Genomic DNA, 15760 nt, shown 5'->3' on the forward strand with positions numbered 1-15760 from the left:
CTCCCGGCCGCGCCTCGCTTAGGGTTGCCGCATGCCCACGCTGATCCTCGTACGCCACGGCAGGTCCACAGCGAACACCGAAGGGCTGCTGGCCGGCCGCACCCCCGGGGTCACCCTGGACGAGCAGGGCCGGCGGCAGGCGGCCGCGCTGCCCGGCCGGCTCCGTGACCTCCCGCTGGCGGCAGCCGTCAGCAGCCCGATGCGCCGCTGTCAGGAGACCCTCGCACCGCTGACCGAGGCCCGCCCCGAGCTGCCGCTGCACACCGAGGAGCGCATCACCGAGTGCGACTACGGCGACTGGTCGGGCCGCAAGCTGGCCGAGCTCAACGACGAACCCCTCATGACCACGGTCCAGCGGCACCCCTCGGCCGCCGCGTTCCCGGGCGGCGAGTCGATGCGCGCCATGCAGGCGCGCGCCGTGGACGCGGTACGCGACTGGAACGCGCGCATCGAGGCCGAGCACGGGGCCGACGCCGTCTACCTGATGTGTTCGCACGGTGACATCGTCAAGTCGATCGTCGCGGACGCGCTCGGCATGCACCTCGATCTCTTCCAGCGGATATCCGTGGCCCCCTGCTCGGCGACCGCGATCGCCTATACGCCACTGCGCCCCTTCCTGCTGCGGCTCGGGGACACCGGGGAGCTGGCCTCCCTCGCGCCACCGGATCGCACCGGCGGGGAGGGCGACACTGGAAGTGCCGGGGGGAGTGCCGGGGAGGGCGACGCGACCGTGGGCGGAAGCGCCTGAGCACGATGATCGGAACGCACAGTAGGGTGCGGATGTCCGAAGCCACTCAAGCTGTCGAACCCAACGGAGCAGAACGTGTCCCGTCAGGTATTTCTGTACGACCCGCCGGACCGGTTCGTCGCCGGCACCGTCGGTCTGCCTGGCCGCCGCACCTTCTTTCTCCAGGCCACCGCAGGAGGCCGCACCACCAGCGTGGCCCTGGAGAAGGCACAGGTGGAAGCGCTCGCCGAACGGATCGACGAGCTGCTGGACGAGGTGGTGCGCCGCTCGGGCGGCAGCGCGCCCGTTCCCGCCGTCGCTCCCTCCGAGGTCGATGACACCGCGCCGCTGGAGACGCCGGTCGAGGAGGAGTTCCGGGTCGGCACCATGGCACTGGCCTGGGACGGCGAGGGCGAGCGGATGGTCGTCGAGGCCCAGGCCATCGTCGAGCTGGAACCCGGCGAGGACGAGGACCTGGCCGAGGCCGAGGAACGGCTGCTCCAGGACGACGAGAACGGCCCCCCGATGCTGCGGGTCCGGATCAGCGGGAGCATGGCCCGGGCCTTCGCCAAACGGGCGATGGAGGTCGTGAACGCGGGCCGCCCACCGTGCCCCCTGTGCAGCCTGCCGCTCGACCCGGAGGGACACGTATGTCCGCGCCAGAACGGATACCGCCGGGGCGAATGAACGGCACACCACCACCCGCGCCCGGTATCGCCGCGGCTCCCGCGGCTGAGGCCACCCGCGAGCTGCTCGCACAAGGCACCCTGACGGTGCGCGGGCAGATCAGGGCGGCCTCCAACGCCGTTCTGTTCGGCACCGTCGAACACGAGGGGCGCAGCCTCCCGTGCGTCTACAAGCCCGTGGCGGGCGAGCGTCCGCTGTGGGACTTCCCCGACGGCAACCTCGCCCAACGGGAGGTCGCCGCCTACGAGATCTCCCGCGCCACCGGCTGGGACCTGATACCGGCCACCGTGCTGCGCGACGGCCCGTACGGGCTCGGCATGTGCCAGGCGTGGATCGGCGAGCCACCGGACGCGGAGGCGGACGGCGAGGCGGACCCGGAGGCGGACGACGAGGAAGCGGCTGGGGCCGCTCCGGCCGCTGCGGCCGGGGACGACCCGGCGGCGGACGAGCCTGCGCCGCTGCTCGCGCTGGTCGACGGCGACGAACCCGGTGAGGGCTGGAAGGCGGTCGGCTTCGCTGAGGTGGGGGAGGGACGCACGGCACTGCTCGTACACGCCGACGACCCCCGGCTGCGCCGCCTGGCCGTACTCGACGCGGTGATCAACAACGGCGACCGCAAAGGCGGCCACCTGCTGCCACGCGCGGACGGCGCGCTCTACGCCATCGACCACGGCGTGACCTTCCATGTGGACGACAAGCTGCGCACTCTGCTGTGGGGCTGGGCGGGCGAGGAGCTGACCGGCGAGGCAGTCGAGGTCCTGCGGGCGCTGTCGGCCGCGCTGTCCCAGGACGTACCGCTGGCCGAGCGGCTCTCCGTGCTGCTGACCGGCGCCGAGGTGGACGCCGTACGCAAGCGGGTGGAGGCGCTGCTCAGCTCGGGACGGCACCCGCTGCCGAGCGGTGCGTGGCCCGCGATCCCCTGGCCACCCGTCTAGCCCCGGACGGCCAGGCCGGGCGCCCCGATCGGCGCCCATCCGGCCGGATACGGAACACCAGTCCGGGTTAGGCTCAAGGCATGCATGCCTGGCCCGCTACCGAGGTCCCCGTCCTGCCTGGGCAGGGCCGCGACCTCGACATCCACGACACCGCGACCGGTGGTCGAGTGACCCTCACCCCCGGCCCTGTCGCCCGTCTCTATGTGTGTGGGATCACCCCCTACGACGCCACGCACCTGGGACACGCGGCGACCTACAACGCGTTCGACCTCGTGCAGCGCGTGTGGCTCGACACCAAGCGCCAGGTTCACTACATACAGAACGTCACCGATGTGGATGATCCACTTCTGGAGCGGGCCACCGCGACGAACATGGACTGGACGGCGCTCGCCGAGCGTGAAACCGCGCTCTTCCGCGAGGACATGACGGCCCTTCGGATGCTGCCGCCCAAGCACTACATCGGTGCCGTCGAGTCCATCCCGAAGATCGTCCCGCTGGTCGAACGGCTGCGCGACATGGGCGCGGCCTACGAACTCGAGGGCGACATCTACTTCTCCGTCGAATCCGACGCCCACTTCGGCGAGGTGTCGCGCTACGACGCCGAGACGATGCGGCTGCTGTCCGCCGAGCGCGGCGGCGACCCCGAGCGGCCCGGCAAGAAGAACCCGCTCGACCCGATGCTGTGGACGGCGGCCCGCGAGGGCGAGCCGCACTGGGACGGCGGCACTCTCGGCCCAGGGCGCCCCGGCTGGCACATCGAGTGCGTGGCCATCGCACTCGAACACCTGGGCATGGGCTTCGACATCCAGGGCGGCGGCTCCGACCTCGCCTTCCCGCACCATGAGATGGGCGCCTCGCACGCGCAGGCGCTGACCGGTGAGTTCCCCTTCGCACGGACCTATGTGCACGCCGGAATGGTCGGTCTGGACGGCGAGAAGATGTCCAAGTCCAAGGGCAATCTCGTCTTCGTCTCCCAGCTGCGGAAGGACGGCGTCGACCCGGCAGCCATCAGGCTCGCCCTGCTGGCGCACCACTACCGGGCCGACTGGGAGTACACCGACGCGGTGCTGGCTCAGGCCAAGGAGCGGCTGGCCCGCTGGCGTTCGGCGGTCTCACGGCCTGACGGGCCGCCCGCCGAGTCCATGCTGGAGTCGGTACGGGTCGCTCTCGCCGACGACCTGGACACGCCTGCCGCGCTGGCGGCGGTCGACGCCTGGGTGGAGGAGCAGGCGACCCGGGGCGGCACCGACGAGGGAGCCCCTGGCCTGGCCTCCCGCACGGTGGACGCGCTGCTGGGCGTGGCCCTGTAACGCCTGAGGGCTTGCCCCTCCGAAGGGGGGCGAGCCCTACTCCTCGTCGGAGTCGTCAGGCCGCGGCGGCTCACCGCCGGGCTTCGGCGGGGGCGGTGGCTGTTGTCCCGGGTCCCGCAGATAGGGGGGAGCACCAGGCGCGGAGCCCCCCTCTGCGGAGCCGCTGCCGTCGCGGCGGCGCAGATAGCGCTCGAACTCCTTGGCGATCGCTTCCCCCGACGCCTCAGGCAGCTCAGCGGTGTCCCGCGCCTCCTCCAGCGACTGCACGTATTCGGCGACCTCGCTGTCCTCCGCCGCGAGCTGATCGACACCGATCTGCCACGCGCGGGCGTCCTCGGGCAGCTCACCCATCGGAATCCGGATGCCCAGCAGGTCCTCCAGGCGGTTGAGGAGTGCGAGCGTCGCCTTCGGGTTGGGCGGCTGGGAGACGTAGTGCGGTACGGCCGCCCACAGGCTGGCCGCCGGGACGCCCGCGTGGGTGCATGCCTCCTGGAGGATTCCGACGATGCCGGTGGGGCCCTCGTACCGGGACTCCTCCAGGTTCATCGTGCGGGCCAGATCGGAATCGGAGGTCACGCCGGTGACCGGAACCGGCCTGGTGTGCGGGGTGTCGCCGAGCAGCGCGCCCAGCACGACCACCAGCTCGACGCCCAACTCGTGCGCGAAGCCCAGGATCTCGTTGCAGAACGAGCGCCACCGCATGCTGGGCTCGATCCCGCGGACCAGCACCAGATCGCGCCGCTTCCCCTTGCCGTCGGCGTCCTCCACCCGGACGACGGACAGCCGTGTGGTCGGCCAGGTCACCTTGCGGACCCCGCCGTCCATGAAGACCTGCGGCCGGTTCACCTGGAAGTCGTAGTAGTCCTCCGCGTCCAGCGCGGCGAACACCTCGCCCTTCCACTCCCGCTCCAGGTGCGCGACCGCGGTGGAGGCAGCGTCTCCGGCGTCGTTCCACCCTTCGAACGCGGCCACCATGACTGGGTCGACCAGCTCGGGAACCCCCTCCAGCTCGATCACCCAGCTCCTCCTTAACCTTGCTGTCGCCTGCCGCCGACCCCGCCGTCGGCCCCGCCCACGGACGGCTGCCGGTCGTTTCGTGCGGGGCCCAGCCTACGGCGTGCCGACACTCGCACCGCAGCCCCCGGACACTCCGCATCTGGAACCCGGCACCTGGCGCAGCGACTCCTCGACGCCGACGAGGTGCACGGTTGCCCAGGCGCGTGCGGCCTCGGTGTCGCCGGCGCGCAGTGCCGAGAGGATCTGCCGGTGCTCGTGCAGGGTGCGGCCGGCGGCGTCCGCCGGGCCGGGCCCTTGCCGGGACAGGTCCGGTGTGGTGGCTTCGGCCAGGCCGTCCAGCAGTGCGCACAGCGCGGAGTTGCCGGAGGCGGCCGCGATGCGGTGGTGGAACTCCAGGTCGGCGGCGACCAGTTCTTCCGCCGAGAGCCCCAGCGCGGGCGCGTCCAGCCGGAGCTCCAGCGCGTCCAGCCGGGACTCCAGCGCGTCCAGCTCCGCCACCGCGATCCGGGTTCCCGCCAGCGCTGTCGCCGTGGGCTCCAGGATGCGGCGTACGGTCCAGAGCTCCCCGGCGGTGTCGCCGCGCTGGAAGTCCAGCACGAAGCGCATGGCCTCCACCATGACCTGCGGGTCCAGGCTGGTCACATAGGTGCCGTCGCCCTGGCGTACGTCGAGTACGCGGATCAGCGCCAGCGCGCGCACCGCCTCGCGCAGCGAGTTGCGGGACAGGCCCAGTTCGGTGGCCAGCTCGCTCTCCTTGGGCAGCCGGTCACCGGGGCCGAGCGCCCCTGTGACGATCATCTCCTTGATCTTTCCGATCGCCTCATCGGTGACGGCCATGTCGTCTCCCCCCCCCCGGACGTCCGACGCTTGTGTGCCGGTCGAGCTGTGCTCGCTTACGATTCCGCCGGCGCGCACCAACCGCGCCGGTAGTCCTTCCAGTCCTGCTCCGTCGCCGCGAAGTCGACATAGAGAGCGACGCCGAACCGGCGGCGCCCCGGGTCCTCGCGTCCCAGGCCCAGCCGTACCCCGCGCACCGCGGCCGCGGCGGTCTCCGCCGAGGCGTGGTGACCCATGTCGTCGGTGTGGTAGAAGGGCAGCCCCATCAGCACGTCCACCCGCGCGGGTGCCGCCTCCAGGGCCAGCGCGGTCTGCTGGGCCACGTAGCCGCCGTACAGACTCTCCGCCGGCAGCGCGGTGTCGTAGGACATCACCGCGATCTGGTCGACCCGGCGCGCCACCTTGCCGAAGAACTCCTGCGACCACCACTTGCCGTGCCCGGCCAGGGTGCCGGAGACGTGGTGCAGGCCCGGCAGCGGATCGATCTGGTGCGCGGCGACGGACAGCAGCCCGCCCCGCGCCCGCACGGCCGGGTGCAGCCTCTCCAGCAGCCGCAGATAGTCGCGGTCGTCCGAGCGGAGCGGCTCCAGATCGAAGTGCACCCCGTCGAAGCCGGCCTTCAGCACCTGCCGCGCGCTCGCCACCACCGCCCGTCGCGCAGCGCCGTCGGCGAGCCGGAGCCCGCCGCGCTCGCCCTCGTCGTAGACGAGCCGGTCGCCGAGCCACGCCTGGACACGTATCCCCGGAAGCTGCTTCTTGACCGCGCCCAGCAGCCACTTGGCGCGCGGGTACCGCTTCGCCGGGAGGGTGCCGTCGTGCTCCAGCGGACCGGTGTGGACGTACAGATCACGGATGCCGGTTCCCGCCAACCGCCGCTCGAGGGCCTTCAGATCGTCCTCGCCCCGGCGCCCGTCCACCCAGGCGTGCCCGAGCCAGATCGCGTCCCGCCCCCGGGTGTGCGCGTCCGCCCGCAACTCACCCGCGTAGGAGACCCGCAGCGCCGTCGCCGCACCCGCCGCCGGCAGCACCACGAGCACGACGAGCGCCACCGCGACCCAGCCCAGTATCCGCCGTGCACGCGTGCGCCCGGGCATCCGTATCCACGGCCGTCGCGTCGGACGCGGCCGTCTCGGTATCCGCAGCCGTGGTCCGCGTCGTTCCGGTCCATCCGCCCCATCCATGGCCAGGACGGTGCCATGGCGTTTGCTACGGAAGGGCGGTTCGGCACGGAGTCGTTACGGACGTTGCCGAACTGGTGATCGGTAAAGAGAGGTGGGGGCGTACGACGGAACCGTCGTACGCCCCCACCTTCGCCGGCTGTGCGGCTCGGCCGCCGGTGTGTCAGCCGCGCTGCTTGAGGACGTCCTCGATGCGGCCGCGGACCTCGTCGGTGTCCAGGCCGCGGATGGTCAGGGTGGTGCGGCGGCGGGCGACGTCGTCGACCGTCTCGGCCCACTCGTGGTCCCGGGCGTAGACGACCTGGGCCCAGATCTCCGGCCCGTCCGGGTGGATGCGCTCGCCCAGCGACGGGTCCTCGTTGACCAGTCGGGCGATGTCGAAGGAGAGCGAGCCGTAGTGGGTGGCCAGCTGGCGGGCGGTCAGCGGGTCCATGCGGACGCCCGGTTCGCGGTCGACCAGCAGCCGGTGCGCGACCGCGTTGGGGTTGGCGATGCCGGGCAACGGGGTGCGCCGCACCAGCTCCTTGACCGGAACGCTGTCCTCCGCCAAGGCGCCGCCGGGCAGCTTCTCCAGCTTGTTCATCACCGTGCGGCCGATGTGCCGGTAGGTGGTCCACTTGCCGCCGGCCACCGACAGCATGCCGCCCTTGCCCTCGGTGACGACGGTCTCGCGCTTGGCCGACTCCACGCCGCCGGGGCCGCCCGGCAGCACCCGCAGCCCGGCGAAGGCGTAGGTCATCAGGTCGCGGTTCAGATCGGTGTCCCGCACCGAGAACGCGGCCTCGTCCAGGATCTGCTGGATGTCGGCCTCGGTGGCGCGTACGTCGGCCGGGTCGCCTGTGTACTCCTCGTCCGTGGTGCCCAGCAGCAGCTGGTCCTCCCACGGCAGCGCGAAGGTGATGCGGTACTTGTCGATGGGGGTGGCCATCGCGGCCCGCCACGGCGACTTGCGCTTGAGTACCAGGTGGGCGCCCTTGGACAGCCGGATGGAGGGCGCCGAGCCGCTGTCCTCCATCCTGCGCAGGTGGTCGACCCAGGGCCCGGTCGCATTGAGCACCAGCCGCGCGTTGACGCCGAACTCCGTGCCGTCCGTGCGGTCCTTGAGCTCGGCGCCCGTGACCCGGCCGCGGGTGAAGCGCAGCCCGGTGACCTCGGCATGGTTCAGGACCACGGCGCCCGACTCCACCGCGGCGCGGACGGTCATCACGGCCATCCGCGAGTCGTTCATCTGGTGGTCGCCGTAGACCGCGACAGCCTTGAGGTTGTCGGTGCGCAGCGCCGGGTTGTCGGCGGCGGCCTTGGCGGGGGAGATGACCCGGCCGACGCCGTCTCCGAAGGCGGACAGCGCCGAGTAGGCGAAGACGCCGGCGCCCAGCTTGGTGGCGCCGTGCGGGCCGCCCTTGTAGACGGGCAGGTAGAAGGTGAGCGGGTTGACCAGGTGGGGGGCCACGTCCTTGGCCAGCACGCGCCGCTCGTGGTGGTTCTCCGCGACGAGCTTGACCGCGCCGGTCTGCAGGTAGCGCAGGCCGCCGTGCACCAGCTTGGAGGACGCGGAGGAGGTGGCGCCGGCGAAGTCGCCGGCGTCCACCATGGCCACCCGCAGTCCCGACTGCGCCGCATGCCAGGCCACCGAGGTGCCCAGGATGCCGCCGCCTATGACCAGGAGGTCGTACGTCGCGTTCGCGAGCAGCCCTCTGGTCTCTGCGCGGCCCGGGTTGCTGCCGGCAGTCGGGTGCGTCCCGAGGGTGGGGACGCTCTGCGAGGTGTTCATCTGACTCAGTTCTCCTCTTCGATCCAGCCCATGGTCCGCTCCACGGCCTTGAGCCAGTTCCGGTATTCCCGCTCACGCGTGTCCGCGTCCATGCGGGGGGTCCATTCAGCGGCGCGCTTCCAGTTGGCCCGCAGCTCGTCGGTGTCCGACCAGAAACCGACGGCCAGACCGGCCGCGTACGCCGCACCGAGACAGGTGGTCTCGGCAACCATCGGACGGACGACAGGCGCGTCCAGCACGTCCGAGATGGTCTGCATCAGCAGGTTGTTGGCGGTCATACCGCCGTCCACCTTCAGGGCCGCCAGCTCGACGTCGGAGTCCTTCTGCATCGCGTCGACGATCTCCCTGGTCTGCCAGGCGGTCGCCTCCAGCACCGCGCGGGCCAGGTGCGCCTTGGTGACGTAGCGGGTCAGGCCCGCTATGACACCGCGGGCGTCCGAGCGCCAGTACGGTGCGAACAGACCGGAGAACGCCGGGACGAAGTAGGCGCCGCCGTTGTCCTCGACGGAGCTGGCCAGCGTCTCGATCTCCGCAGCGCTGTTGATCAGCCCCATCTGGTCGCGCATCCACTGCACCAGCGAGCCGGTGACCGCGATGGAGCCCTCCAGCGCGAAGACCGGCTGCTGGTCGCCGATGCGGTAGCCGACCGTGGTGAGCAGTCCGTTGTAGGAGTTGACCGGCTCGTGGCCGGTGTTCATCAGCAGGAAGGTGCCGGTGCCGTAGGTGGACTTCGCCTCGCCCTGTGCGAAGCAGGTCTGGCCGAACAGCGCCGCCTGCTGGTCGCCCAGCGCGGAGGCGACGGGCAGCCCCGCCAGCTCACCGGTGGCCTCGCCGTACACCTCGGACGAGGACCGGATCTCGGGCAGCACCTCCATGGGGATGCCGATGGAGGCGCAGATCTTCTCGTCCCAGGCCATGGTGTGCAGGTTCATCAGCAGCGTGCGGGAGGCGTTGGTGACGTCGGTGACGTGCTTGCCCCCGTTGGGCCCGCCGGTCAGGTTCCAGATGACCCACGAGTCCATGGTGCCGAAGAGGATCTCGCCCCGCTCGGCGCGCTCCCGCAGCCCCTCGACGTTGTCCAGCAGCCAGCGGATCTTCGGCCCCGCGAAGTAGGACGCCAGCGGCAGTCCGGTCTCGCGGCGGAACCGGTCCTGGCCGACGTTGCGGCCCAGCTCCTTGCAGAGGGTGTCGGTACGGGTGTCCTGCCAGACGATGGCGTTGTGCACCGGCTTGCCGGTGGCCTTCTCCCACAGGACGGTGGTCTCGCGCTGGTTGGTGATACCCAGGGCCAGGACGTCACTCTTGGTGACTCCGGCCTTCTCCAGCGCGCCCGTGACCACCTGCTGGACGTTGGTCCAGATCTCGGCGGCGTCGTGCTCGACCCAGCCCGGCTTCGGCAGGATCTGCTCGTGCTCCTTCTGGTCGACCGCCACGATCCGGCCGTCCTTGTCGAAGACGATGCAGCGGCTGGAGGTGGTGCCCTGGTCGATCGCGGCTATGAAGGGGCCGCCGCCGTGCGCGGAGGCGTGGGTGCCGTGGGTCTCGCTCATGGTGTGTGTGCTCCCTTGCGTCATCGGTTCGTCTCAGTGTGCGGGCGGACCGCTCATCCCCAGGCGAGGTTGTAGAGCCCGCCGGCGATGGCGGCGCCTGCCAGCGGGCCCACCACCGGCACCCAGGCGTAGCTCCAGTCGCTGCCGCCCTTGTTGGGCAGCGGCAGCAGCGAGTGGGTGATACGGGGACCGAGGTCTCGTGCCGGGTTGATGGCGTAGCCCGTGGGGCCGCCGAGCGAGAGACCGATACCGACGACGACCAGTGCGGTGATCAAGGCGCCCAGCTTGCCGAGACCGACGGTCCCGTCGGCGTCCTTGACCAGGCCCTGGGTGAGGATCGCGAAGATCAGCACGAACGTGGCGATGACCTCCGTGAGGAAGTTCATCAGGTTGTGGCGCACCTCGGGGGAGGTGAAGAACACGCCGTGCACGGGCCCCGGATTCGCGTCCTTCAACTCGACCGCGTCCGGCTCGTGCAGTGTGGCCTGGAACTGGCTGTAGTAGGCGACCCACACCAGTACGGCACCGAGGATGGCACCCAGCAGCTCACTGCCCATGTAGAGCGGTACATCGCTCCAGGGAGTGTCGCCCTTGATGGCGAGGGCCAGGGTGACGGCCGGGTTGAGGTGGGCGCCGGACGGCTGGGCGATGTAGGCGCCGGTGAGGACCGCGAAGCCCCAGCCGAAGGCGATGGCGACCCAGCCGGCCGCGAACGCCTTGGAACGCTTCAGATTGACTGCGGCCACTACGCCGCCACCGAGGAGGATCAGCACCATGGTGCCGGTGACCTCACTCGTGAAAATGTCGGAGCTGGACACCCGCGAGACTCCTTTGTCCTTTTGTCCTGGCTGCCTCCCGGCCGGGGGCGGGGAGGTGCGGCGGGCCGGTCGTTCGTCCGGTGTTCGACAATGTCGACCGCCGAACGGCAACTTTTCTCCTTCGTGGGGGTCCCGTCAAGGGGCTGTGACAGACGACTCCTGGCTGTCATCCTGCGGGCACACAGCGGATGCGGCACCCCGCAGGCGGCCAGACGGCGTGACCGACTCCCTCCTCAGGGCCGCGACCGGCTCAGAAGAGGCCCAGCACCCCGGCTGCCAAGAGGGCTCGGCGCCCCGGCTCAGAACCGCTGTGCTCCCAGGTCGCGGGAGACCGCACGCGCCGTGTCCCGGACGGCGGCGACCAGCCGGGGGATCAGCTCGTCGCCCTCGCAGACCCGTTCAACGGCACCCGTGATGCCCACAGCGCCCACCGGCATCCGGCGCCGGTCGTGGATCGGCGCAGCCACCGAGGCGAGCCCGTCCCAGGTCTCCTCCACGTCCGCCGCCCAGCCGCGCGCCCGCACGGTCTCCAGCAGCTTCTCGAACCGGTCCGGCTCGGTCACCGTGCGCTCGGTGAACGCCGGCCGCTCCCCCTCCAGCGCCTCGCTCAGCGCCACCGGGTCGTAGGCGGACAGCACCTTGCCCAGCGCCGTGCTGTGCAGCGGCTGCATGGCGCCGACCTCCAGCACCTGGCGGCTGTCGTCCGGGCGGAAGACGTGGTGCACGATCAGCACGCCCTGCTGGTGCAGCACGCCCAGATAGACGCTCTCGCCGCTGGAGCGGGCCAGGTCGTCGGTCCACACCAGGGCGCGGGCCCGCAGCTCGTGGACGTCCAGATAGCTGTTGCCCAGCCGCAGCAGCTCGGCTCCCAGCTGATAGCGGCCCGTGACCTGCTCCTGCTCCACGAAGCCCTCCTGCTGGAGGGTGCGCAGGAGCCCGTGCGCCGTACCCTTGGCGAGGTCGAGCGCCGAGGCGATCTCGGAGAGCCCGAGCCGCCGCTCGCCGCCGGCCAACAGCCGTAGTACGGCCGCCGCACGCTCCAGCGACTGGATGGTCCGGGCCATCGGTCCTCCCTGACCTGCTGCCTTCTGAATTCGACAATGCCGAACGGTATCGCTTGATGCCGACGCGACGGTAGTCGGGATCGAGCCGGGATCGAGTAGCGGGGTGTCCGATGGTCGGAATGTCGACCGGCACTCTTGCGTCCGCCCGCTACGCTGACCGGGTGCGCTGCCTCACCGGCGCGCAAAGCCGACAGCCGTCGCAACCCAGGGAGCCTCTTCCATGGCCTCGTCGCCGAGCAGCACGTCCGCATCCTCGAACCTCACCCGGGCCGATGCCCTCCGCCAGGCGCTGGCCTCGCGCGTGGTCGTCGCCGATGGCGCGATGGGGACGATGATCCAGGCGCAGGACCCGACGCTGGAGGATTTCGAGCAGCTGGAGGGCTGCAACGAGATTCTGAACGTGACCCGCCCCGACATCATCCGCACGGTGCACGAGGAGTACTTCGCCGCCGGCGTGGACTGTGTGGAGACCAACACCTTCGGCGCCAACCACGCGGCGCTGGGGGAGTACGACATCACCGACCGGATCTTCGAGCTGTCCGAAAAGGGCGTACGCATCGCCCGTGACGTCGCCGAGGAGTTCGAATCCGGGGACGGCCGGATGCGCTGGGTGCTGGGCTCCATGGGCCCGGGCACCAAGCTGCCGACCCTCGGCCACGCCCCGTACCCCACACTGCGGGACGCCTACCAGCAGAACGCCGAAGGCATGATCGCGGGCGGCGCCGACGCGCTGCTGGTGGAGACCACCCAGGACCTGCTGCAGACCAAGGCGGCCGTCATCGGCGCCCGCCGTGCGATGGAGACGGCGGGCGTGGACCTGCCGCTGCTGTGCTCGGTCACCGTCGAGACGACCGGCACCATGCTGCTCGGCTCCGAGATCGGCGCGGCGCTCGCGGCCCTGGAGCCGCTGGGCATCGACATGATCGGCCTGAACTGTGCGACCGGGCCCGCCGAGATGAGCGAGCACCTGCGCTACCTGGCCCAGCACGCCCGCGTCCCACTGTCGTGCATGCCGAACGCCGGTCTGCCGGTGCTCGGCAAGGACGGCGCCGGCTACCCCCTCACCCCCCAGGAGCTGGCGGACGCGCACGACACCTTCGTCCACGACTACGGCCTCTCCCTGGTGGGCGGCTGCTGCGGTACGACGCCCGAGCACCTGCGGCAGCTGGTGGAGCGGGTGCGCGGCCGTGAGCCCGCCGAGCGCAACCCGCAGCCCGAGCCCGCGGCCGCCTCCCTCTATCAGGCCGTGCCCTTCCGGCAGGACACCTCGTACCTGGCCATCGGGGAGCGGACCAACGCCAACGGGTCCAAGAAGTTCCGCGAGGCGATGCTGGACGCGCGCTGGGACGACTGCGTCGAGCTGGCCCGCGAGCAGATCCGCGAGGGCGCCCACATGCTCGACCTGTGCGTCGACTACGTCGGCCGGGACGGCGTCGCCGACATGACGGAACTGGCCGGACGGCTGGCCACCGCTTCCACGCTGCCGATCGTGCTGGACTCCACCGAGATCGCCGTCATCCAGGCCGGCCTCGAGAAGCTGGGCGGCCGTGCCGTCATCAACTCCGTCAACTACGAGGACGGCGACGGCCCCGACTCGCGCTTCGCGAAGGTCACCAAGCTGGCGGCCGAGCACGGCGCGGCCCTCATCGCGCTGACCATCGACGAGGAGGGCCAGGCCCGCACCGCCGAACACAAGGTCGCCATCGCCGAACGGCTCATCGCGGACCTGACCGGCAACTACGGCATCCAAGAGTCGGACATCCTCATCGACGTCCTCACCTTCACCATCTGCACCGGCCAGGAGGAGTCCCGCAAGGACGGCATCAACACCATCGAGGCCATCCGGCAGCTCAAGCAGAAGCATCCGGACGTGCAGACGGTGCTGGGTCTGTCGAACATCTCCTTCGGCCTCAACCCGGCGGCCCGCATCGTGCTCAACTCGGTCTTCCTCGACGAGTGCGTCAAGGCCGGGCTGGACTCCGCGATCGTGCACGCCAGCAAGATCCTGCCGATCTCCCGCTTCGAGGAGGAGCAGGTCACCGCGGCCCGCGACCTGGTCTACGACCGCCGCAGCGAGGGCTACGACCCGCTGCAGAAGCTGATGGAGCTGTTCGAGGGCGCCACCGCCAAGTCGATGAAGGCGGGCAAGGCCGAGGAGCTGGCAGCGCTCCCGCTGGAGGAGCGCCTCCAGCGCCGCATCATCGACGGTGAGCGCAACGGCCTGGAGGCCGACCTGGACGAGGCCCTGCAGGAGCGGCCGGCGCTCGACATCGTCAACGACACGCTGCTGGCGGGTATGAAGGTCGTCGGTGAGCTGTTCGGCTCCGGTCAGATGCAGCTGCCGTTCGTGCTCCAGTCGGCCGAGGTGATGAAGGCCGCCGTGGCCCACCTCGAACCGCACATGGAGAAGAAGGAGGACGAGGAGGGCAAGGGCACCATCGTGCTGGCCACCGTGCGCGGCGACGTCCACGACATCGGCAAGAACCTGGTGGACATCATCCTGTCCAACAACGGCTACCAGGTCGTCAACCTCGGCATCAAGCAGCCGGTGAGCGCCATCCTGGAGGCCGCGGCCGAACACCGCGCCGATGTGATCGGCATGTCGGGCCTGCTGGTGAAGTCCACGGTGATCATGAAGGAGAACCTGGAGGAGCTCAACCAGCGCAAGATGGCCCAGGACTTCCCCGTCATCCTCGGCGGCGCCGCGCTCACCCGTGCCTATGTCGAGCAGGACCTGCACGAGATCTACGAGGGCGAGGTCCGCTACGCCAAGGACGCCTTCGAGGGCCTGAGCCTCATGGACGCCCTGATGGACGTCAAGCGCGGGGTGCCCGGCGCCAAGCTGCCCGAGCTCAAGCAGCGCAGGGTCGCCAAGCGGGATCTCGACATCCCCGAGCCCGAGGCCAACGACGGCTCCATCCGCTCCGATGTGGCTCTCGACAATCCCGTCCCGCAGCCGCCCTTCTGGGGCACCCGGGTCGTCAAGGGCATCCAGCAGCAGGACTACGCCTCCTGGCTGGACGAGGGGGCACTGTTCAAGGGCCAGTGGGGGCTCAAGGAGTCCCGCAAGGGCGACGGGCCCTCCTATCAGGAGCTGGTGGAGTCCGAGGGCCGTCCCCGGCTGCGCGGCTGGCTGGAGCGGCTGCAGACGGAGAACCTGCTGGAGGCGTCCGTCGTCTACGGCTACTTCCCCTGCTACTCCAAGGGTGACGACCTGATCCTGCTGGACGAACAGGGCAACGAGCGCACCCGCTTCACCTTCCCCCGCCAGCGGCGGGGCCGGCGGCTCTGCCTGGCTGATTTCTTCCGCCCCGAGGACTCGGGCGAGACGGACGTGGTCGGGCTGCAGGTGGTCACCGTCGGGTCCAGGATCGGCGAGAAGACCGCCGAGCTCTTCGCCGGGGACGCCTACCGCGACTACCTGGAGCTGCACGGCCTGTCCGTACAGCTCGCCGAGGCGCTGGCCGAGTACTGGCACGCCCGGGTTCGTGGCGAGCTGGGCTTCGCGGGTGAGGACCCCGACCAGATGCAGGGCATGTTCGATCTGAAGTACCGGGGAGCCCGCTTCTCCCTGGGCTACGGCGCCTGCCCCAACCTGGAGGACCGCGCCAAGATCGCCGAGCTGCTGCGCCCCGAGCGGATCGGTGTCGAGCTGTCGGAGGAATTCCAGCTGCACCCCGAACAGTCGACCGACGCCATCGTGCTGCACCACCCCGAGGCGAAGTATTTCAACGCCCGATGAGGGTATAGGTCATACACTGATCGGTCCGGTAGAGGCCGGTCGTCCCTTTCCGGCGGAGTCCCCGGAGCCATCCGGGCCCGTGGGCAGGGGGCGGCCGGCCTTGTCGTCCCTTCGGAGTCGTCTT

General features: G+C 70.7%; 12 protein-coding genes. 5 read left to right on the top strand and 7 right to left on the bottom strand.

The window, feature by feature from the left end; translation table 11 throughout:
- Positions 1 to 31 precede the first annotated feature (31 nt).
- The 4 genes from JW592_RS09380 to mshC all read left to right on the top strand — a co-directional run bounded on the left by JW592_RS09380 (position 32) and on the right by mshC (position 3659).
- On the top strand, positions 32 to 748 hold the full coding sequence (locus JW592_RS09380) for a histidine phosphatase family protein (RefSeq protein ID WP_209264479.1): 717 nt from the start codon (positions 32 to 34) through the stop codon (positions 746 to 748).
- A 75-nt stretch (positions 749 to 823) separates the two neighbouring features.
- Positions 824 to 1414, top strand: coding sequence for a DUF3090 domain-containing protein (locus tag JW592_RS09385; RefSeq protein WP_209264480.1), 591 nt, complete (start codon positions 824 to 826; stop codon positions 1412 to 1414).
- Positions 1378 to 2349 carry an SCO1664 family protein gene (locus JW592_RS09390; RefSeq protein WP_372446473.1) on the top strand — a complete coding sequence of 324 codons (972 nt, stop codon included), beginning with the start codon at positions 1378 to 1380 and terminating at the stop codon, positions 2347 to 2349. The genes JW592_RS09385 and JW592_RS09390 overlap by 37 nt, the downstream gene beginning before the upstream one ends.
- Positions 2350 to 2429: 80 nt before the next feature.
- Complete coding sequence (mshC, locus tag JW592_RS09395) at positions 2430 to 3659, top strand: cysteine--1-D-myo-inosityl 2-amino-2-deoxy-alpha-D-glucopyranoside ligase (protein WP_209264482.1); 1230 nt, start codon at positions 2430 to 2432, stop codon at positions 3657 to 3659.
- A gap of 36 nt (positions 3660 to 3695) precedes the next feature.
- Here the strand turns inward: mshC and JW592_RS09400 are convergent, their stop codons facing one another.
- From JW592_RS09400 to JW592_RS09430, 7 genes are all read right to left on the bottom strand, one after another.
- Positions 3696 to 4676: a PAC2 family protein gene (locus JW592_RS09400; protein WP_209264483.1), complete on the bottom strand. Its 981-nt coding sequence runs from the start codon at positions 4674 to 4676 to the stop codon at positions 3696 to 3698.
- A gap of 93 nt (positions 4677 to 4769) precedes the next feature.
- Positions 4770 to 5513, bottom strand: a complete 744-nt coding sequence (locus JW592_RS09405; protein WP_209264484.1) for a FadR/GntR family transcriptional regulator — start codon at positions 5511 to 5513, stop codon at positions 4770 to 4772.
- 56 nt (positions 5514 to 5569) lie between these two features.
- Complete coding sequence (locus JW592_RS09410) at positions 5570 to 6607, bottom strand: glycoside hydrolase family 18 protein (RefSeq protein WP_229375477.1); 1038 nt, start codon at positions 6605 to 6607, stop codon at positions 5570 to 5572.
- A 247-nt stretch (positions 6608 to 6854) separates the two neighbouring features.
- On the bottom strand, positions 6855 to 8462 hold the full coding sequence (locus JW592_RS09415; RefSeq protein WP_209264486.1) for a glycerol-3-phosphate dehydrogenase/oxidase: 1608 nt from the start codon (positions 8460 to 8462) through the stop codon (positions 6855 to 6857).
- Between the two features lie 5 nt (positions 8463 to 8467).
- Positions 8468 to 10012, bottom strand: a complete 1545-nt coding sequence (gene glpK / locus JW592_RS09420) for a glycerol kinase GlpK (RefSeq protein ID WP_209264487.1) — start codon at positions 10010 to 10012, stop codon at positions 8468 to 8470.
- A 53-nt stretch (positions 10013 to 10065) separates the two neighbouring features.
- Positions 10066 to 10830: an MIP/aquaporin family protein gene (locus JW592_RS09425; protein WP_209264488.1), complete on the bottom strand. Its 765-nt coding sequence runs from the start codon at positions 10828 to 10830 to the stop codon at positions 10066 to 10068.
- 299 nt (positions 10831 to 11129) lie between these two features.
- Positions 11130 to 11894 (bottom strand): IclR family transcriptional regulator, encoded by a 765-nt coding sequence (locus JW592_RS09430; protein WP_209264489.1) that lies wholly within the window; start codon positions 11892 to 11894, stop codon positions 11130 to 11132.
- 220 nt (positions 11895 to 12114) lie between these two features.
- Between JW592_RS09430 and metH the strand changes: the two genes are divergently transcribed.
- Positions 12115 to 15636: a methionine synthase gene (gene metH, locus JW592_RS09435; RefSeq protein WP_209264490.1), complete on the top strand. Its 3522-nt coding sequence runs from the start codon at positions 12115 to 12117 to the stop codon at positions 15634 to 15636.
- Positions 15637 to 15760 lie beyond the last annotated feature (124 nt).

Source organism: Streptomyces spirodelae (genome assembly GCF_017676385.1).
Lineage (GTDB): Bacteria > Actinomycetota > Actinomycetes > Streptomycetales > Streptomycetaceae > Streptomyces > Streptomyces spirodelae.

Excerpts from the sequence above, each read along its gene's own strand:
- JW592_RS09380 (WP_209264479.1), top strand. The coding sequence starts at position 32 with ATGCCCACGCTGATCCTCGTACGCCACGGCAGGTCCACAGCGAACACC.
- JW592_RS09390 (WP_372446473.1), top strand. The coding sequence starts at position 1,378 with ATGTCCGCGCCAGAACGGATACCGCCGGGGCGAATGAACGGCACACCA.
- mshC (WP_209264482.1), top strand. The coding sequence starts at position 2,430 with ATGCATGCCTGGCCCGCTACCGAGGTCCCCGTCCTGCCTGGGCAGGGC.
- JW592_RS09405 (WP_209264484.1), bottom strand. The coding sequence starts at position 5,513 with ATGGCCGTCACCGATGAGGCGATCGGAAAGATCAAGGAGATGATCGTC.
- JW592_RS09410 (WP_229375477.1), bottom strand. The coding sequence starts at position 6,607 with ATGCCCGGGCGCACGCGTGCACGGCGGATACTGGGCTGGGTCGCGGTG.
- JW592_RS09415 (WP_209264486.1), bottom strand. The coding sequence starts at position 8,462 with ATGAACACCTCGCAGAGCGTCCCCACCCTCGGGACGCACCCGACTGCC.
- glpK (WP_209264487.1), bottom strand. The coding sequence starts at position 10,012 with ATGAGCGAGACCCACGGCACCCACGCCTCCGCGCACGGCGGCGGCCCC.
- JW592_RS09430 (WP_209264489.1), bottom strand. The coding sequence starts at position 11,894 with ATGGCCCGGACCATCCAGTCGCTGGAGCGTGCGGCGGCCGTACTACGG.
- metH (WP_209264490.1), top strand. The coding sequence starts at position 12,115 with ATGGCCTCGTCGCCGAGCAGCACGTCCGCATCCTCGAACCTCACCCGG.